Annotated in this window: 16 protein-coding genes; 8 read left to right on the top strand and 8 right to left on the bottom strand. The window is 40.8% G+C overall.

Features of this window, described 5'->3' with window-relative positions; translation table 11 throughout:
* Positions 1-224: 224 nt before the first annotated feature.
* Positions 225-1,466, bottom strand: coding sequence for a tryptophan synthase subunit beta (trpB, locus tag MIC7126_RS0104075; protein ID WP_026100026.1), 1,242 nt, complete (start codon positions 1,464-1,466; stop codon positions 225-227).
* 234 nt (positions 1,467-1,700) lie between these two features.
* Here trpB and MIC7126_RS0104070 point away from each other — a divergent pair, with 234 nt between their 5' ends.
* Together MIC7126_RS0104070 and MIC7126_RS0104065 are read left to right on the top strand one after the other, a co-directional pair.
* A complete protein-coding gene (locus MIC7126_RS0104070) occupies positions 1,701-2,330 on the top strand; it encodes a TetR/AcrR family transcriptional regulator (protein ID WP_017651845.1) in 630 nt (209 codons plus the stop codon).
* A complete protein-coding gene (locus MIC7126_RS0104065; protein WP_017651844.1) occupies positions 2,331-3,002 on the top strand; it encodes a polysaccharide deacetylase family protein in 672 nt (223 codons plus the stop codon). It begins immediately after the preceding gene.
* Positions 3,003-3,026: 24 nt separating this feature from the next.
* Here MIC7126_RS0104065 and MIC7126_RS0104060 read toward each other — a convergent pair whose 3' ends face one another.
* The 3 genes from MIC7126_RS0104060 to MIC7126_RS0104050 all read right to left on the bottom strand — a co-directional run bounded on the left by MIC7126_RS0104060 (position 3,027) and on the right by MIC7126_RS0104050 (position 6,306).
* Positions 3,027-3,650, bottom strand: a complete 624-nt coding sequence (locus MIC7126_RS0104060; RefSeq protein WP_026100025.1) for a Uma2 family endonuclease — start codon at positions 3,648-3,650, stop codon at positions 3,027-3,029.
* Between the two features lie 27 nt (positions 3,651-3,677).
* Positions 3,678-4,922, bottom strand: a complete 1,245-nt coding sequence (mltA, locus tag MIC7126_RS0104055; RefSeq protein ID WP_238553600.1) for a murein transglycosylase A — start codon at positions 4,920-4,922, stop codon at positions 3,678-3,680.
* Between the two features lie 79 nt (positions 4,923-5,001).
* The gene (locus MIC7126_RS0104050; protein ID WP_420795552.1) at positions 5,002-6,306 is read right to left on the bottom strand and encodes a proton extrusion protein PcxA; all 1,305 of its coding nucleotides are present in this window, start codon (positions 6,304-6,306) and stop codon (positions 5,002-5,004) included.
* Between the two features lie 77 nt (positions 6,307-6,383).
* Between MIC7126_RS0104050 and MIC7126_RS0104045 the strand changes: the two genes are divergently transcribed.
* The 3 genes from MIC7126_RS0104045 (at position 6,384) to msrA (ending at position 9,549) form a co-directional block, all read left to right on the top strand.
* On the top strand, positions 6,384-8,531 hold the full coding sequence (locus MIC7126_RS0104045; RefSeq protein WP_017651840.1) for a hypothetical protein: 2,148 nt from the start codon (positions 6,384-6,386) through the stop codon (positions 8,529-8,531).
* A gap of 157 nt (positions 8,532-8,688) precedes the next feature.
* A complete protein-coding gene (locus tag MIC7126_RS30120; protein ID WP_154655825.1) occupies positions 8,689-8,829 on the top strand; it encodes a hypothetical protein in 141 nt (46 codons plus the stop codon).
* 51 nt (positions 8,830-8,880) lie between these two features.
* Complete coding sequence (msrA, locus tag MIC7126_RS0104040) at positions 8,881-9,549, top strand: peptide-methionine (S)-S-oxide reductase MsrA (protein ID WP_017651839.1); 669 nt, start codon at positions 8,881-8,883, stop codon at positions 9,547-9,549.
* A gap of 266 nt (positions 9,550-9,815) precedes the next feature.
* Here the strand turns inward: msrA and MIC7126_RS0104035 are convergent, their stop codons facing one another.
* From MIC7126_RS0104035 to pedR, 3 genes are all read right to left on the bottom strand, one after another.
* A complete protein-coding gene (locus MIC7126_RS0104035; protein ID WP_017651838.1) occupies positions 9,816-10,811 on the bottom strand; it encodes a glycosyltransferase in 996 nt (331 codons plus the stop codon).
* Positions 10,812-10,845: 34 nt separating this feature from the next.
* Positions 10,846-11,547, bottom strand: a complete 702-nt coding sequence (locus MIC7126_RS0104030) for a DUF6391 domain-containing protein (protein WP_017651837.1) — start codon at positions 11,545-11,547, stop codon at positions 10,846-10,848.
* Between the two features lie 358 nt (positions 11,548-11,905).
* The gene (gene pedR, locus MIC7126_RS0104025) at positions 11,906-12,169 is read right to left on the bottom strand and encodes a photosynthetic electron transport-dependent transcriptional regulator PedR (protein WP_017651836.1); all 264 of its coding nucleotides are present in this window, start codon (positions 12,167-12,169) and stop codon (positions 11,906-11,908) included.
* A gap of 350 nt (positions 12,170-12,519) precedes the next feature.
* Between pedR and MIC7126_RS0104020 the strand changes: the two genes are divergently transcribed.
* Entirely contained in the window at positions 12,520-13,500 is a 981-nt protein-coding gene (locus MIC7126_RS0104020) for a carbohydrate kinase family protein (protein ID WP_017651835.1), read from the top strand.
* Here MIC7126_RS0104020 and MIC7126_RS0104015 read toward each other — a convergent pair.
* Positions 13,497-13,982, bottom strand: a complete 486-nt coding sequence (locus tag MIC7126_RS0104015; protein WP_017651834.1) for a gluconokinase — start codon at positions 13,980-13,982, stop codon at positions 13,497-13,499. The genes MIC7126_RS0104020 and MIC7126_RS0104015 overlap by 4 nt on opposite strands.
* 290 nt (positions 13,983-14,272) lie before the next feature.
* Between MIC7126_RS0104015 and MIC7126_RS0104010 the strand changes: the two genes are divergently transcribed.
* Together MIC7126_RS0104010 and MIC7126_RS0104005 are read left to right on the top strand one after the other, a co-directional pair.
* Positions 14,273-16,357 (top strand): dynamin family protein, encoded by a 2,085-nt coding sequence (locus tag MIC7126_RS0104010; protein ID WP_017651833.1) that lies wholly within the window; start codon positions 14,273-14,275, stop codon positions 16,355-16,357.
* Between the two features lie 97 nt (positions 16,358-16,454).
* Positions 16,455-18,614, top strand: a complete 2,160-nt coding sequence (locus MIC7126_RS0104005) for a dynamin family protein (RefSeq protein WP_017651832.1) — start codon at positions 16,455-16,457, stop codon at positions 18,612-18,614.
* Positions 18,615-18,625: the final 11 nt, after the last annotated feature.

Raw genomic sequence — 18,625 nt, 5'->3', positions numbered from 1 at the left:
ATGGTACAGCATGATATCGCCCTGGTTTAAGGGCACGGCAGTGCCGTGCCCCTACGGTTGCACTTGGCGGCGTCAACGAGAATCGCCATCAAACCTTGGCAATGACCGATTGTTGTTAAGGCATATCATGATTAATTTGTACAGTGCGTAAGTCCTATGGGCTTTAAACCCACTCCTGAAGGACTCTTGCATTCCCGACGCCCGACACCCCATTTTTTGTAAATTTAGGCGGGATTGAGAAATTTGGCTACTGTTTGTACGTCTTTGTCGCCACGTCCAGAGCAGTTGATGACAATGCGGGGACTTTGTGTGAGTTGGGGACAGAGAGTTTCTAAATAAGCGATCGCATGGGCTGTTTCTAGGGCGGGGATAATTCCTTCGAGGCGAGATAAGCGCTGGAATGCTTGTAGCGCTTGGGCATCGGTTACACTGTAATATTCAGCGCGGGCTGTATCTTTTAAATAGCTGTGTTCTGGCCCCACTCCCGGATAATCTAACCCTGCACTAATTGAGTGGGCTTCAATCACTTGTCCGTCGTCATCTTGCAACAGATAGCTCATGGCTCCGTGCAATACACCAATTTGTCCTTTTGTCAAGGTTGCCGCATGTTTATCTGTATTCACGCCTTCGCCAGCGGCTTCAATCCCAATCATCCGCACCGCTGGCTCGTGGACAAACTCATGAAATAATCCCATGGCGTTAGAGCCACCACCCACGCAAGCCATGAGAATATCTGGTAAACCACCCCATTTTTCCATTGCTTGGGCGCGGGTTTCTTGTCCAATCACGGCGTGGAAATCTCTCACCATCATCGGGTATGGGTGGGGCCCGGCTACTGAACCAAGGATGTAGTGGGTGGTTTCCACATTTGTCACCCAATCGCGGATGGCTTCCGAGGTCGCATCCTTGAGAGTTCCTGTTCCCGCTACCACTGGTCTAACTTCTGCTCCCATCAGCTTCATGCGGAACACATTCAAGGCTTGGCGTTCCATATCATGAACACCCATGTAAATGATGCATTGCAGTCCAAATCGAGCACAGACTGTAGCCGTTGCTACGCCATGCTGTCCCGCGCCAGTTTCGGCAATAATTCGCTGTTTACCCATGCGCTTTGCCAATAATACCTGACCCAAGGCGTTATTGATTTTGTGCGCTCCGGTATGATTTAAATCTTCTCGTTTTAAGTATATTTGCGGCCCAGTGCCATCAGGTCGAGCGTAATTAGCAGTTAATCGCTCGGCAAAATACAATGGGGTGGCGCGTCCTACATAGTCACGGAGCAGCTGTTCTAATTCGGCGGTGAAATTAGGATCTTGGCGATATTGCTGGTAGGCTGTTTCTAGTTCCGCCAAAGCAGGCATTAAGGTTTCTGGAACATACTTACCCCCAAAGCGTCCAAAACGTCCTTGGGTATCGGGAAATTGAGCAGTTGATGGGGAACTGGGAGATATGGGGGTGGTAGTCACAGACTGAATTTCTCTGACGGGACGAACTTTATTATAGAAAAGTCTGAGGCACATTGAAGAGCGATCGCATATTCTCCACTGTTAAGAAAAAAGATCAATTTATCTTCACTAAATCAAAGTAATTTGACTGTTAGCCTCGCAATTGAGCGAAAAATTAAACTATGACAAAACTTTTTCCTCACCCCTAATCGGCAAATTTTTATAAAATAGTTTATAAGCAAGGCTAATTAATCAATGACAAACACAAAGATTGGTGCAGTGGATCGTGACAGCTCCGTTGATAAGGTGGAACAAATTCTCAAAGGAGCGATGTGCGAGTTTCTCAAACATGGCTATGCTGGAACAAGCATGGACAAGGTAGCTGTGGCTGCGGGTGTTTCTAAAGCCACTGTTTACAGCCATTTTCAAGATAAGGAAGGACTTTTTAAAGTCTTGATTGAGAAATTAGCCCGCAAAAAGTTTAACTTAATCTTTGGTACGGAACCGATTGTCGGGGAACCCATCACCGTACTCAAAGATTTAGGTACTAGAGCATTAGAGACAATGAATAACGATCAGGAACATCGTGCATTTATGCGGGTGTTAATTGGCGAATCTGGTCGTTTTCCTGAGTTAGCACAGATTTGCGTCCGGTCGATGATTAAACCGACGCTGGAAGCTTTAAGTCAGTATTTGAAGGCTTATCCGGAACTGAATATCCCAGACCCAGAAGCGACAGCGAGAATTCTTTTGGGGACGCTGGTTTATTTTCATATCACTCAGGAAGTGATGCATGGTAAGGATATTTTACCAATGGCTGGCGATCGCGTAATTGATGCCATAACACATCTGATCATCAGTAGCGCCAAGTCATCAGAACTGTAAATGCAACTAGCGCCTTTATTTCCCATTGTTTACAAAATTCTGCAACCGAGGTTCCCTGATTGTCTTTGGTGTGGTAGTAATCATCGTAGAGCGATCGCCCTCACGTTTGACGATGGCCCCCACCCCCAATACACACGCCAAGTGTTACAAGTTTTAGAACGTTACCAGATTCAGGCGAGTTTTTTTTGGTTGGGTGTTTGTGTTCAGCGCACGCCAGAAGTAGCTCAGGAAATATGCGCTCGCGGACACTGGATCGGATTACATGGTTATGATCATCGCTCTTTTCCTCTGCTCTCGACAAATCAACTCCGAGAAAGTTTAGAAAAAACTCAAGTTGCTATCTACAATGCTTGTGGTTTATTACCTGAACAAGTCCGCGATGTCAGACCGCCAAATGGTTTATTTACACCCAAAACTTTAGAATTATTTCAACAGTGGAATTATCGCTCGGTGATGTGGAGTGTGGTTCCTGAAGATTGGGCGCTTCCAGGAATTAATTCGGTGGTTAAACGAGTCCTTCAACAAGTAGAAAACGGCTCATTGATTGTCTTACATGATGGTTTGTTTGGTGGACAAGATGTGGCTGCTACCATCGAAATCTTGATATCTGAATTAATCCAAAGGGGTTATGAATTTGTTACGGTTGATGCTTTGTGGAAAAATAGGAAATAGAGCGATATATTTACCTCTATTAATCTAGCTATCTACAATTTTACCTGCTAGAAAAATTTGCTGTGCTGTCAAAGTCAAATTGGGAAATGTAGGAGACTGGATGGGTTCTGTACCTCTAAATTGGGTCAGTTGGTACTCTTCTTCAATTAAGGTATAAATAGAGATAGTAGGTTGTTTGGGACTACCAATAAATTTACGACCACCGAGTGCGAGATAATCTACAATCCAATATTCAGGTATACCCATTTCTTCATATTTACCTAGTTTGGTGAAATAATCATCGCGCCAGTTGGTACTGACTACTTCAACTATTAAAGGAATTGATTTTCCATACATGACAGTAGATTCTTTGCTCCAAAATGGTTCATTATTAAGATTAGTTTGATCTACTATCAACACGTCTGGTGAATAACCGGATTCATGTCCGTGAGGCTTAACTAGCGCTGTTTTTGGTATGAAATGAGAGAGATTTAATTTGTCTAATTCCACACTGAGTTTTTTGACTAAAAATCCTATAACTTCTTCATGTTCTCCTAACGGTTGTGGCATTTTAACGATGACTCCATCATGTAATTCATAGCGTTCTCCTTCAGGTTTCCAATTGACAAATTCGGCAAATGATACTAGTTTTTGTAAGGGTATAGTCATTGTTTTATAAGTTAAATATGGGTGCAATCAAGACTTAAGTAATAAATAAAATAATTGTCCGTTACCAACAGTAACACCAGCGCGATCGCCTGCTAATTTACCAGTCCCTAAAAAATAATCTACCCTCCCTGGGCCTTTAATTGCGCCACCGGTATCTTGATCAAGTACATAACGACTAACTATGCGATGTTCCAATTTACCTGTATCATTAGCGAAGGGAAAATCGGCGCGAATTAATGCTAAAGCACCAGGAGGCATGAGAGATTTATCAGTGGCGATGGAACGTTCTGCTGTGAGTGGTACACTGATTGAACCTTGGGCTGGCGCACCTTTATTTTCTTGAAAAAATACAAAACTGCGATCGCGGGGAATATAAACGTTTAATTCTTGGGGATATTTTTGAAAATAGTCCAGAATAATGGGCATGGTCATACCTTCTAAAGGTAGTTTGCCATCATTCGCCAATTCCCGCCCAATACTTTTGTAATCGTACGCAGTGTTTCCCGCATAACCGATGGTGGTGGTAGTACCGTCGGTGAGTTGAATCCTCGCAGAACCTTGAATTTGTACCATGTACGGTTCTAAGCGATCGCGGAACCACAACAATTCTAATCCCCGCAGCTTCCCTTTTGCTGCTTGTAAACCGTCTGCGCCTTCGAGTTCTAAACGTGTAGGATGAGGGCGAGGCCAAGAGCCTAAATCTGGTGGTAATTTATAAGCTGGATAACGATACTCTGGTGTGGGGGTGCGGCTGGCGGTATATAAAGGCTCATAATAAGCGGTAAACAACACTGAACCTTTGCTGTCTCTACCGATGGATTGGTAGAGGACAAATTCATTTTCAATGGCTTTGTGTAATTCGGTTGGGGAATTAGTTGTGAGTAATAATTGACGGAATCTGGTGAGGCTTTTAAAAACGCGATCGCGGGTAATTCCGGAAACTGGATATTTTTTATAAGCTTCCTCAGCCCTGGTAGTCTTGAGGTATTGTAAACTGCGATCAAGAGAAGTTAATAATGCTTTTTTATCTGCTTGATTTTGATAAAGCGCTTCATCCAAACAAGAGCCGTCATTCAGACAACAAGTAACTGGTACTCTGGGGATTAATACTGCTGGCGTTGGCTGTTTTCCATTAGTGACAACTTGGGGTTTATTATTAGCTGATTCTGGTAAACGCCACTTTTTAATTTGACACTCAGCCGCAGTCAATTTTCCCGGCGTCAAGGATGGTATACTTGCTATAAAAATCAACAAAATTACAGGTAAACTCATTGTGAGTATTACCAGTGTTTTTTTCAGCCAAAAATCAACTCTTATTTGCTCCTTCATTGTCTAAAATCAGATAATTATTCTACTCATTCATATTATGATAAGTAGCCACCGCCGAAGGTGAAATACGATTGAGGTAGCGGAAAATCCAGTATTTAAAAATTGTATCTAAAATCACTGGAAATGTGGCAATAAAAAGGAAGATAAAATCTCGATTTGCTGGGAATCCCCAATGGCGTGACATTCCTTCGAGAATTACTTCCCAGCCGTGGGGGGAGTGGAATCCCACAAATACATCAGTAAATAAAATGATGATAAATGCTTTAGCGCTATCACTTAAACCATAAACAACATGGTCAATAAAGTCTTTCAACACAGCAATCGAAGACTTACTAACTAGCAGCAACCAGATGAAAGCTGCTACCGAAAAAATATCAGCAAAAACATTTTTAATTGCATTAGCGCTTTCTTGGCGAAACGACTCCGCAACTTCGCTAGCTTTCTCTTTGACACGAGATTCTATTTCTTCTGTAGAAATTGCAGGTGCGCTGCTAATTAAATTTTCAAACCTGATTCTTTCTTCAAATCTTTGCATTTCTGACAGCGCTGCTTCTTCCATCTCTTCATTGAGAAATATTTGTGCTGTTTCTGTGCTTCTAAAATGTTCAATTATGGGTGTTACTACTAGCGCTTTTGTAATTTGATGAGTTAATAAGGGGATAATAATTAATAGCAATACAAATCTAATAGATATAATAGTTCTTTTTTGAGCTTGGCGGAAATTTTTGACAACATCCTGCTCAGAATTGGGATCTAATTCAACTTGTAACCGAGTAATCGTGCTTAAAATTGATCTAGGCAATATACCTGTTGTGTTAGCTTTACCCTGCTTTTTTGGATTCAGGTTTCGATTTGGTAATTTAGCTGCTGTTGGCGCAGTAATTGGCGCACTAGGTTGATTAACTAAATTTTGTGCAGATGTTTTGTTATCTACGTTAATATATTTTGATATAACTTGATCAATAAATCTTAACTTTTCTAAAATTACTGTATGGCTGAGATATTCAATACCTGCTTTATGAGCAGCTTTTTGATTTTCTTCGTTTAAAAACCAACGCCCTGCTTTGAATTCTGTCAACCGCATTCGCGCAATTTTTAATTGTTTTTTCAGGTCTACGTGAAAATAATCTAGAACATTACTACTGTAAGTTGCTGAGTCATAGTCTATTTTATTACCATTAAAGTACTCATCTTCTATTTGCTTAATCTTGGATACTGCTTTGTAAGCTTCATCTAAAGAACGCTCTGGTGTTTGTAAATACCAACGGTAAGTAGCCAGTAAGAAAGGATATATTTTTTGGCTATAAATATTTTTCATCGTAGACAATAATCCAGGATAGTTTGGTTATTTTAACCTTAATTTAACGCACGAGGTACGGTAACGAATCTAGAAGGAGATGGTTTATGGTTGCTGATTCTATTTGGATTGTGGGCGCTAGTCGTAGTGGTAAGACTACTCGTTTAGTCGAGCATTTTTGTCGGTGGTTAAATGGTGAAAATGATGTTATTGGATCATTTTATACTAAAAAAACGACGCGAGTAAAAAGTGCGGGTACAGCTAAATTTACGGAGCTTCGTCAAACTGATCCAGGAGTTTTGCTTTTAGCTGCTAATGACGATAATCGTCGTGACTTGGGTAATATAATTGTTACTAAAACATTAGGTAAATATCCAGTCCGTGCTAAGACACCGCTGGGTTTTTTTCAGGATGAAGTAACTTTATTTTGGCCGTTGTTAATTGAGTCGTTGCAATTAAAAGCACAATTTCCTGTAAGATTACGCCCAGAAACTGAGCAGGAATTAGCGACAAAATTGTGGCGATCGCATTTAGATCCAGAAACTTTAAGTCGTGCTGGTATCAATGAGTACCGCTTAGTGCGGCGTATCCTGGATTTATTACAGTTAGCGGCTTATAGTGGTGTATCCTGTACAGAGATTGGCTCTATTTTAGAGCAGGGCTTAGATGAAAATACCATTAATTTACAGCCACAATTCCTCGCATCTTTACTCCTAGACTGGCGTGATTGGTGTCTTGAGCGGGGATTTCTCACTTATGGAATTATCACTGAGTTGTATGGTCAGCATTTGTTGACAAATAGTAATTATCAACAGCATTTAGCTAAACGGTATCAAGCAGTACTCGCAGATGATGTGGATGATTACCCTGGTGTAGCACGCCATCTATTTGATTTCTTGCTAGATCAAGGTGCGGTGGGGGCGTTTAGCTATAATCCCGATGGCGCAATTAGACTGGGATTAGGGGCTGATCCGCACTACATAGAAGGGTTAGCAGGGCGGTGTCGGATAGAGACTTGCATGAGTTCATCTACAGATTCCCTCGTGGATAGCCTAGGAAAGCAAATGGTGGAATTAGTGAGAGAACCGACGGTAATGCTCAGTTTACCAGAAACAGTGCGATCAATTCAAACGACTTCTCGCGCGCAATTGTTGCGACAAACAGCAGAAGCGATCGCAGACACCATCAAATCTGGAGAAGTGGAACCAGAAGAAGTAGCAGTGATTGCGCCGGGTTTAGATGCGATCGCCCGCTATACTCTTATAGAAATTCTCAATAAACAAAGCATCCAGGTAGAACCACTCAACGATCAACGCCCCTTGCTTAGTTCACCCGCGATCCGGGCTTTACTCACCATCTTGACTTTAGTTTATCCAGGCTTGGGACGCTTAGTAGACCGGGACGCCATAGCAGAGATGCTAGTTATTTTCAGTAGCAGCGAAATTTCTGAGGAAAACGTCTCTTCCGCACCCCAAATCGATCCTGTACGCGCCGGTTTGATTGCTGATTACTGTTTTGAACCCCATCCCGATCGCCCTAATTTGTTACCAGTCACGACCTTCGAGCGGTGGGATCGCATCGGCTACGCAGCCACCGCAGCCTATAACGATATCTTAAAGTGGATAGAGCAGCAGCGCCAGCAACAAGCACAACGCCTCATCCCCAGTCCGATATCTCTCCTGTATTTAGCAATACAAAACTTTTTCTGTAAAGATACTAACCCCCCTTATGAAGAACTAGCAGCACTGAGGGAATTACTAGAAACCGCTCAACATTACTGGGAAATTAATACCAGAATCCGCCAAATTTCCCCATCACCCACCACACCAGAAACGACTTTGACAGAATTTATTCAACTGCTGCGACGGGGTACGATCACCGCTAACCCCTATCCTTTACATCGTATTGGTTCCGCTAGAAAGGCTGTCACCTTAGCTACTATTTTTCAATACCGCTCCAGTCGGAGATTTCATCGCCTACAATTCTGGCTAGACGCTGGTTCTCCTTTATGGGCGAAAGGTGGTGCGGCTACTTTATTTGGCGCACCCCTATTTTTGCACGCCAGATTAGGTACACCCTGGACAGCGGAAGATGAACAATTAGCAGAAACACAAAGATTAGAAAAGATTTTAAAAGATTTATTAGCTCGCGTATCTAAAAAAGTTTATTTGTGTCATAGCGATTTAGCCGTTAATGGACAAGAGCAATTAGGGCCGTTACTACCATTGCTGAATGCTTATGTACCAGTTAAGTAGGTGGTGTTGCTGAATGTAAATATGAATTTGTTTCACGCATAGACGCGGAGCGGCTTCCCGCAGGGTAGGCGCAAAGACGCAAAGGAACCAAGAAAGAGAAAGGTATTTTTGGTATTTCATATTCTGATTCAGCAACGCCAAGTAGGAGATTGGTTATTTGTTATTTCCTCCCCACCTCCCCATCACCCCACCTCCCCACACTCCCCACACTCCCCACACTCCCCACCTCCCCACACCTCCCCACACCAGTAAATTACGGGTTTCACCCAACACAACTGCACTCAGAGCGATCGCTTGAGTCGTTAAAATATTAAGTAAAGTTGTGTATCAGAAATTAGAGTAATATTCAATGGGACTATTTGGTTTTGGTAAAAAAACGGTTCTACCTACCCCAGAAGAAGCTTTACCAGGAAGAGCGGATTCTATGCGGGTACCGGCTAATCATTATGTCAACAACAACCCCCTCAAACCCCCCTTTCCAGACAAATTAGAAAAAGCCATTTTTGGTTTAGGCTGTTTTTGGGGTGCGGAACGCAAATTTTGGCAATTAGAAGGTGTTTACACTACCGCAGTTGGTTATGCTGCTGGTTTCACGCCAAATCCTACCTATGAAGAAGTATGTTCTGGTAAAACTGGTCACAACGAAGTGGTATTAGTTGTCTTTGATCCAAATGTGATTAGTTATTCCCAACTACTCAAAACTTTCTGGGAAAGCCATAACCCCACCCAAGGAATGCGCCAAGGTAACGATGTCGGAACTCAATATCGTTCAGGAATTTATGTTTATTCTGAAAGCCAAAGAAAGCTAGCAGAAGCATCACGCGCAGCTTATCAACAATCTCTCAATCAAGCAGGTTACGGTCAGATTACCACAGAAATTTTGGACGCGCCTGAATTCTATTACGCAGAAAGTTACCATCAACAATACCTCGCTAAAAACCCCAATGGCTATTGTGGTTTAGGTGGTACAAATGTCGCTTGTCCTGTGGGAGTTATTGAATCTCAGGTCAGCGGTTAAGAAGATTAAACTTTTTGCATAAGTGGGGAAAAGGGTTAGGAGAAAGTGTCCGAGAAAAACCCTTTATCCCCTCTTTTAAAAAGAATTATGCAAGAGATTCATGAACTGCGATCGCCGCAAACAACAAAAATATTTTTCCCTAGTATCTAGTACGCTACGGCTTAAATAAAGCAACCATTACAAATCTATGAAAAGCTTAGTGTACAAGCTTCTTGATTTCAGACTTCAGACTTCAGACTTCATACTTCATACTTCATACTTCAGCCTTACTGCAAATATTTCTTTTTCAGCTTTTGATATTTGTTTTGGATGAGCAGTTTTGTTATCTGCATCCTTGTCAAACTTTTGATAGAAGATGGATGATGCATCTTATGGTCAAAAAATGCGTTTAATTCATCTAATATCACTTGTAAGCGCTGGATAATATTTTCATAGCGATATTCGGCGAAAAATTCTGGATTCAATTTTGGTGCTGCTGAAGTTTTTAAAAACTGCAAAATCCTTTGAGTATCATATTCTTGAGAATATCCAGCAATTTTATAGCAATTAAATCCAGGATCTAAATAGTCAGAAAGTCCACCGTTGATGCTAGAAAAAACCTGACATCCACAAGCTAAAGCTTCTAGAGGCTGTAGTCCAAATCCTTCACTGACTCCTTGTTGCGCCCAGTATTCAGCAGAGTCATAAAGATAAATTTTGGCGCGGTTGAATAGTCCTGGTAAGTCTTCTATGTAGGAATCAACAACTAAAACTTTGCATTGTTTCTGTAATGTGGGAATCAAGTTTTTGATTAAATATTCAGAAGATTTACGCGCTTGGACTAAAACATCAATATCTCGCTCTAAATGTAAATTTTTAAATTCGTCACTAATTTGATTCGGTAAATAATAAATAAGCGCATGGGGAGAAATTTGTCCCCAATATCCCATTGTATTTCGGCTCACGGTGATGATGGGTACACTTGCAGGTAGACGAAATTTGTAACCTGCACTATGAGCATGATAAACCACATTGTATGGCTGGAGTTTATTGACAAGTTGAGGAATATCAAATCCCCAACTTAACATAAAAATCACATCATCTAAATTTTGATTGGCGAGTAAATCATCAATAAAAAGCTTTCCTTCTTCTCGCTGACGATAAGTGACGATATCCGCACTACAAATTTCTTGCGCTAGCTTAATTGTTTTTAATTCTGCCCACAAACCACCACAAGCAAATTTACCATCTGTTCCTGGGAGTAAGAAGTAAAGCTTTCTCATGAGAAGACTGCGTTAAATATAAGTAGAAAGATGATTACTCTCGCCAGCATAACTTGACAAAATGTCCATGTCGTCCCCATGCGTCTCGTGTGAGTGTAATATTTTCTACTGCTAGGTTGAAGGGAATAGCGGTTGTGAGATATCGTTGAGCAACTGCACCTAAATCTGGTGCAATTTCTGCTGCTGTTGTCGCTGCTAGTCCTAAACCAATCAGTTGTTCTACTGGTCGAAATGGTAGCAAAAGATGCACGCCTACAGCTAACCCAGCTGTCAACAACATCGCCACTGATAAGTTAGTTCCACAACGCGGATGCACTGCTAGCTCTGTTTCTCCGTCGATGAGACGATGTAAAGCGAGGGAAACTGCGCGTCGCAAATCACTGATATTCACTTCCCCGTAGAGGTAAAATCCTTGTTCTGTGGACAAACCACTCAGTAACTCGTGATCAATTTGCGTGTTGCTGACATTTCCTGGGGAGGTGCGAGCATTTTTTGACTCACCAAGTACCCAAACGGTAGCGTGTTCTAAAGCGTGAACCTGACGCACCATGAGGATTTCTTTTAATCCTGGAATAAACGGTAGCTGTTTGAGTAAGTCAGCATCTTGGGACGGTTGGGGAAAGTTTGCGGATTTTTCTCCTCCGCTGAAAATTTTTTCAGCAGCAGAGGAAATAAAATCAAAGTTAAACAAATCAACGGAAGATGAGCCACCTGGAAAAGAAGCAGAATTATTCATTGTTACACTGCTACCTGAGCTGATGGAGCAATATAGATTCTTTCAAATGTAGCGCTTGTGGCTGGAAATTATTGCTAATTTTTATTGATGTTTTCCATTAGTTAAGAGGATATTTCCCGTTGGCGAAATTGTTATAAAACTTAACCAACGGGGAATGATCATCTTTGATTTGGAGTAGATTTCGACGCTGATGAAGATTTGTGGTAGAGATTCACACTGAAAAAGGCTTGAAGCGGAAAACCATCAGCGAATCGTCAATATTGGCTTGACTTCAGACCAAGAGCAATTGAACACTACTGGAAACGCTCAATGGTGTCCTCACTAGACGCCATTGATGGCATTTTTATGAGTAACTTGTTTAATCGTTCTGGTTGGGCAGAAGACAACAATTAACATCATTTAAACAAACTTTGCCCCATTGTAAAGCCCAGCGCACGAGAGCTACTCGATTTTCTGTCTGGGTTTTGGTGAGAATGTTGCTGATATGGTTATCAACTGTACGTTTGCTAATTTCCAGTTTACCTGCAATTTCTTGGTTAGTTAAGCCAGCAGCCACTAAGTCGATAATTTGCAGTTCTCTGTCTGACAGACTAACGGGGGTCTGAGACTCGCTACCAGCCATGACTAATTTTTTCCTCCGGTATATGTACTCAATCGCTCTTTCTAATTCTAGAAGATTCTTCTGTGGGTCGGAGTTGTGGCTGTTAGTTGCAAGGCGATCGTTTGGTATTGTAATTTTTTGTATATTGTTTTACTTTTTTACTTAAAACAATACTTAAATACAGAGAAACACAAACAGTTATCTAGGCTATTTGTAGCAAACATTGCTAGTTTTTTGTCTCCAAGACTGGCGACAAATGAGCCAGGATTGTTATAGATTTTATACTGGTTAATCTAAATCCGTCTTGAAAAGTTAGGCGGGACGGTACAGGCTTGCAGCCACTTTTCGCAAAATCAAAAATTTAAAATGAGATGAGCAATCCCCGTGTTTTGTGTCTCGGTGAAGTTTTGTTTGATTGTTTAGCCGATCAATTGGGGCTAAAGCTGGATGAGGTTCAATCTTGGACTCCTTACCCAGGGGGTGCGCCGGCTAATGTGGCTTGTGCTTTAGTGAAGCTAGGAACGCCAACGGGATTTATTGGTGCTGTTGGTGAAGATGAACCGGGAAACGCCCTGGTTAAGGTTTTGGAAGATGTGGGTGTTGATACAACGGGAGTCCAACGCCATGCTACAGCACCAACGCGACAGGTTTATGTGGTGAGGGATTTAGCAGGCGATCGCACTTTTGCAGGTTTTGGTGAATATGATACCTCAGAATTTGCTGATACTCGCTTGCAAGCCAAGCAACTACCACATGCGCTATTTCAAGAAGCAGATTTTTTGGTTTTGGGAACTTTGGAGTTAGCTTATCCTGAAAGTGAAAAAGCTGTTAATCGTGCTCTTGATTTAGCAGAACATTATGACCTGAAAATATTGCTAGATGTTAACTGGCGTCCTGTATTTTGGCAAGATGCGGATATTGCTCGCCACAAGATTCAGGAAATATTTAAGCGGGTTGATTTTCTCAAACTCGCTAAGGAAGAAGCAGAATGGTTATTTGATACTACAGACCCTGGTGCAATTACTTATCGTTTAAATTCCCTCGAAGGGGTACTAGTTACAGACGGGGAAAAGGGTTGTGCCTATTGTTTAGCGGAAAATGAAGATAAATTACCTGCATTCTATGTTCCCGTTGTCGATACAACTGGCGCAGGGGATAGCTTTTTAGCTGGGTTTATCCACCAACTGCTGCTGAACGGGATTCAGGGCTTGAGTGACGCACAAACAACCAAACGCATTGTTACCTATGCTAGTGCTGTTGGAGCACTGACTACTATTAAACCAGGTGCGATCGCTTCTCAACCCACTGCAGAGGAAGTTACAGCTTTTCTGGCTGCTAATCGACTCGCTTAAATTCCCAAAGCCGCTCTAATGGTCTGCACAATCATCTCTGGTGGTTGAGAAATGTCCACTCCTATGGCGTTATCAGGCTCCTCAAGTGCATTGAACTGGCTATTGAGGAGTTTTTCGGTCATAAAATGATTTTGACGCTTTTGCAGACGTTGTTGAATCAGCGCCAACGAGCCATAAAGATAAACTAGCCGAATGCGTTCTTGATCAAATAATAAGAATTGCCGATAACTCGCTTTCAGCGCCGAACAAGCCAGAACTACATTGTGGTCATTTTCTAACCAATGTTGAATCGCTGTTTGCAAACTCAGCAACCAAGGCATTCTATCACCATCATCTAAGGGAATACCCTGACGCATTTTTTCAATATTTTCCACTGAATGAAAAGCGTCAGCGTCGCTAAATTCCCAGTGTAATGAATCTGCAAGTATTTGTCCGATAGTACTTTTACCAGAACCAGACACACCCATAATCAAAATAATCATCGTTAATTTAGCGGAAAATATACTGAAGATTAAGATTTTAAAGTCAAATAAGCTACATTTAATTTGTTAAATACCGTTAGTCATCGCATTTAAAAATGATTACGATCCGCAACTGGAACAGCACGAAAGTATACTACGTCAAAAACCCATCAGACTACAACCATAGCACTTTCCCACTACATGAGGTCTACACCATAACCCCATACAAATAACTTGGCGAGAATCAACCGAACTATATTACGAAATGTAAAGGTAATTAAACCCCTCACAAATAACGAATAACAAAAATTATGATAAATCATGAACTAGCAGCTGATAATTTTATCAATGATTTAGAGCGGATAGCGCAAGTAAGAGCAGATATCTCTGCATCCTTGAACAAACTAGCAGAAAAAATCAGTCAAGCTGAATTAGCTGGTGATTCTTCTTCAGGTAAACTCAGTTTAGAACGCGATATTGAAGATATTACTGCTGCTAGCAAAAACCTCAAACAAGGGGTATTTCGCCTCTTAGTTTTAGGTGATATGAAACGGGGAAAAAGTACATTTTTAAATGCTTTAATTGGTGAAAATCTATTACCAAGTGACGTTAATCCCTGTACTGCAGTGCTGACAGTGTTGCGCTACGGCCCAGAAAAACAGGTAACAATTCATTTTAATGATGGAAAAAAACCAGAACAGCTAGATTTTTCTAGTTTTAAATATAAATATACCATTGATCCAGCCGAGGCAAAAAAATTAGAACAAGAGAAAAAATCGGCATTTCCTGATGTTGATTATGCAGTTGTGGAATATCCTTTGACGCTGCTGGAAAAGGGAATCGAAATTGTTGATAGTCCAGGATTGAATGATACGGAAGCCCGGAACGAATTATCTTTGGGTTATGTGAATAATTGTCACGCAATTCTGTTTGTGATGAGAGCTTCGCAACCCTGTACTTTGGGTGAGCGTCGTTATCTGGAAAACTATATTAAAGGTAGGGGATTGACGGTTTTCTTTTTAATTAACGCTTGGGATCAGGTGCGAGAGTCATTAATAGATCCAGAAGATATCGAAGAATTAAACGCAGCCGAAAACCGCTTAAGACAAGTCTTTCAAGCAAATTTGGCTGAATATTGTCACGTAGATGGACAGAATATTTATCATGAGCGTGTGTTTGAAATATCCTCAATTCAAGCACTCAGAAAACGGCTGAAAAACCCGCAAGCCAATTTAGAGGGAACTGGGTTTTCAGAGTTTATGGGAGCGCTAAATACTTTCTTAACTAGAGAAAGAGCGATCGCCGAATTGCGTCAAGTCAGAACCTTAGCGAGACAAGCCTGCAATCATACCCGTGAAGCTATAAATAGAAGACTACCATTACTGGATCAAGATGTAAATGAATTGAAAAAACGGATTGATTCTGTAGAACCTGAATTCCAAAAACTTACCCATATCCGCGATCAATTCCAAAAAGAAATTATCACCACCAGGGACACCCAAGCCAGAGCAACTTCCGAATCATTTCGCAGCTACATTTTAAACTTAGGTAACACCTTTGAAACCGATTTTCTCCGCTATCAACCAGAGTTAAATATTCTGGATTTCCTCAGCAGCGGTAAGCGAGAAGCATTCAATATTGCACTACAAAAAGCTTTTGAACAATACATCACCGATAAATTTTCTGCTTGGACTTTAACTGCTGAAAAAGATATCAACACAGCTTTTAAAGAACTTTCTCACAGTGCTGCACAATATGGTGCATCTTATAGTCAAGTCACAGACCAAATTACCGAAAAATTAACCGGAAAAAAAGTCCAAGTTAATCCTACCACTACCAGTGGAGATGATAACTCACCTGGATGGGCAAAATGGGCAATGGGATTATTATCTTTATCCAGAGGAAATTTAGCTGGTGTCGCACTAGCCGGCGCGGGTTTTGATTGGAAAAATATTTTATTAAATTACTTCACTGTCATCGGTATTGGTGGGATAATTACTGCAGTTACAGGTGTTTTTCTCGGACCTATCGGATTTGCATTATTAGGTTTAGGAGTCGGTTTCTTACAAGCAGACCAAGCGCGTCAGGAGTTAGTTAAAACCGCTAAAAAAGAACTTGTCAAACATCTACCACAAGTAGCCCATGAGCAATCCCAGATAGTTTATGATGCAGTCAAAGAATGTTTTGATGTTTATGAGAGAGAGGTAAGTAAACGCATCAACGATGATATTACATCTCGCAAGTCTGAATTAGATAATCTTCTCCAGCAAAAAGAAACACGATTAATTAATCGTGAGAGTGAATTACAACGATTTAAAACTTTGCAAGAAGATGTGATTTATAACTTGCAAAAAATTGAAGCAGCTTATAGCAATTTGTTAGCTGAATATAGCTGATATTTCCCGTTCCCAGTTTCTCCCTGGGAACAACAAATAATATAAAAATTAGCCTGAATCATCTACATTCCCAAGTCGAATTTGGGAAACAGGAAATATGCGACAATATGAAAATTATCAAGATTTAATCAGTGCATTCAAATCAGCTTGTAATTTACTCAATTTAGATCACACGTCCCAACTGCATCAAGATATCATTGCTATTTTCCATCATCTGACTAATCCTAACTTACGGATTGCAGTATTTGGGCCTTTTAATCATGGTAAATCAACGCTGTTGAATGCCATACTGGGTAATCGTACCTTACCCATTGATTTAATTCCCACCACAGGTGCGGCGATTACTATTAAGTATGGCGCCGATGTACACACTCGCATCATATTCATAGATGGTACAGAAATATATCGCAGTGGTACAGAAATTTTACAACAATTTGCGGTGCTTGATGGTGATAGACAGATGCGAAAAGATGTGGCGTCTGTAGAAATTTTTTGTCCCCATCCTTTGTTAGCAACAGGTGTGGAATTTGTCGATTTACCCGGTACTAATGACCGAGAAGCCCAAGACAATTTAGTCAAAGAACAATTATTAGGAGCCGATATAGTTATCCAATTACTGGATGCGCGCAAATTAATGACTTTGGGTGAGCGAGAAAACCTGCGAGATTGGCTATTAGACCGGGGAATTACAACAGTTATCTTTGTGGCTAATTTTATCAATTTATTAGAACCACACGACCAATTACAAGTGCAAAATCGCCTGCGGTTTGTAGCTGAAAGTTTTCGCGCCGAATTACCTACAGGTTTTAGCAATTTATATCGAGTTGATGCTTTACCTGCTTTAAGAGCGAGGTTAAAAGGTGACGTTGCGGCTGCTACTAGTAGCGGATTAGTGGCTTTTGAAGCTGCTTTGCAGAATATTGTGACTATTTTACAACAAAATCGCCAAGATGTGAGGCTGCCGAGAGTGCAGGCGATCGCTTCTCAAATCCAACTATTATTAAAAGCTAAAATCGACCCAATTCTTAATGAAATTCAAGCTTTTAATCATAAACAAAAAGCTAAAATAGAAATTAAACAAAAAGCTCAAAACTTAATTCAAACAGGCTTCACTTCTAGTGTTTCTGAGTTACGCGATTGGTTAGCCTTACCCAATCTTCTCAACAAATATCAACCTGAAGCTACAGTAGCACTAGCGGAGAATAATTTTAAAACTTGGCAAACAGATGTTTTTAAAAAAGACTTGATGCAATTACAACTAGCCGTAGTCAAATGGTTGTATCAAGCTTATGATTTTTTTCAAGGAGAACGCCCTGAAGATTTATTAATTCCTTTACCTCAAGCACCGCAAATCACTCTTCCTCCAAAACTAAGTAATATTCATGATTTAAGCGAACCCGGTGCTATCGCTATGGGTGGAGGAATTGGTTGGTTATTGGCTGGCCCTGTAGGCGCCGCTGTCGTGGGGAGTATTTCCTATTTATTAAACAAAAATCTCCAAAATTCCGAAGAAAAAATAAATCAAGAATCATATGATCAACAAGTTGCTAAAATTTGTATCACCGCCACAAAAGAGTATTTTACTAGTTTCAGCAACCAAGGTTTATCAATATTAAATGAATATGTAGAGAAAGCAGAAAAAGTAATTCACTTTGAAATTAGCCAAGAGCCATTAGAAATTACCCAGCGCCGAGAAAATTTACAACAATTACAAAATAGTTTTAACCAGTTATTGCGCGAATTGGAAAAAGCGAAAATACCAGCAAATTATCCCCCTGAGCAAGTCACACAAAAATACACGTATTCCCAGACAAAAACTTCACCACCAAAAGAACAAAACTCTAGAGATAAATCAACAGCAGCAAACAACCCTTCCTCATCATCTCCACCGCTCAAGCCAGAAGAATTAACAGCAAAATTCCGCAACTGGGAACTAGATGAAGAAATAGCACAAATGAAAGCCCAAATGCACTCTCCTGGTGCTAGTACACAGCAGCAAACTCCGCCAAATAACCAAGCACAAAACCCACTAAAAACAATAGTAGATAAAGATAAAATTGCTCACGCTTATAGTATTTTGGGTTTACAACCAGGAGTTTCCTTTGCAGAAGTGAAACAGGCTTATAAAATTTTAGTAAAAAAATGGCATCCAGATTTATTTATTAATCAACCACAAATGCAACAACAAGCGCAAGAGAAAATGCGGTTAATTAATGAAGCTTATAGGATATTATCTACTAAAAAGGATGAAGTCTGAAGTCTGAAGTC

This window comes from Fortiea contorta PCC 7126 (genome assembly GCF_000332295.1).
Lineage (GTDB): Bacteria > Cyanobacteriota > Cyanobacteriia > Cyanobacteriales > Nostocaceae > Fortiea > Fortiea contorta.
This window is presented reverse-complemented; position numbering and strand designations above follow the sequence as displayed.

Bases quoted from the DNA above. Each gene is read 5' to 3' on its own strand.
- MIC7126_RS0104020 (WP_017651835.1), top strand. From the start codon at position 12,520: ATGAGCAATCCCCGTGTTTTGTGTCTCGGTGAAGTTTTGTTTGATTGT.
- MIC7126_RS0104045 (WP_017651840.1), top strand. From the start codon at position 6,384: ATGGTTGCTGATTCTATTTGGATTGTGGGCGCTAGTCGTAGTGGTAAG.
- MIC7126_RS0104035 (WP_017651838.1), bottom strand. From the start codon at position 10,811: ATGAGAAAGCTTTACTTCTTACTCCCAGGAACAGATGGTAAATTTGCT.
- MIC7126_RS0104015 (WP_017651834.1), bottom strand. From the start codon at position 13,982: ATGATTATTTTGATTATGGGTGTGTCTGGTTCTGGTAAAAGTACTATC.
- msrA (WP_017651839.1), top strand. From the start codon at position 8,881: ATGGGACTATTTGGTTTTGGTAAAAAAACGGTTCTACCTACCCCAGAA.
- MIC7126_RS0104030 (WP_017651837.1), bottom strand. From the start codon at position 11,547: ATGAATAATTCTGCTTCTTTTCCAGGTGGCTCATCTTCCGTTGATTTG.
- MIC7126_RS0104010 (WP_017651833.1), top strand. From the start codon at position 14,273: ATGATAAATCATGAACTAGCAGCTGATAATTTTATCAATGATTTAGAG.
- MIC7126_RS0104005 (WP_017651832.1), top strand. From the start codon at position 16,455: ATGCGACAATATGAAAATTATCAAGATTTAATCAGTGCATTCAAATCA.
- MIC7126_RS0104070 (WP_017651845.1), top strand. From the start codon at position 1,701: ATGACAAACACAAAGATTGGTGCAGTGGATCGTGACAGCTCCGTTGAT.
- MIC7126_RS0104060 (WP_026100025.1), bottom strand. From the start codon at position 3,650: ATGACTATACCCTTACAAAAACTAGTATCATTTGCCGAATTTGTCAAT.
- MIC7126_RS0104065 (WP_017651844.1), top strand. From the start codon at position 2,331: ATGCAACTAGCGCCTTTATTTCCCATTGTTTACAAAATTCTGCAACCG.
- pedR (WP_017651836.1), bottom strand. From the start codon at position 12,169: ATGGCTGGTAGCGAGTCTCAGACCCCCGTTAGTCTGTCAGACAGAGAA.
- mltA (WP_238553600.1), bottom strand. From the start codon at position 4,922: ATGAGTTTACCTGTAATTTTGTTGATTTTTATAGCAAGTATACCATCC.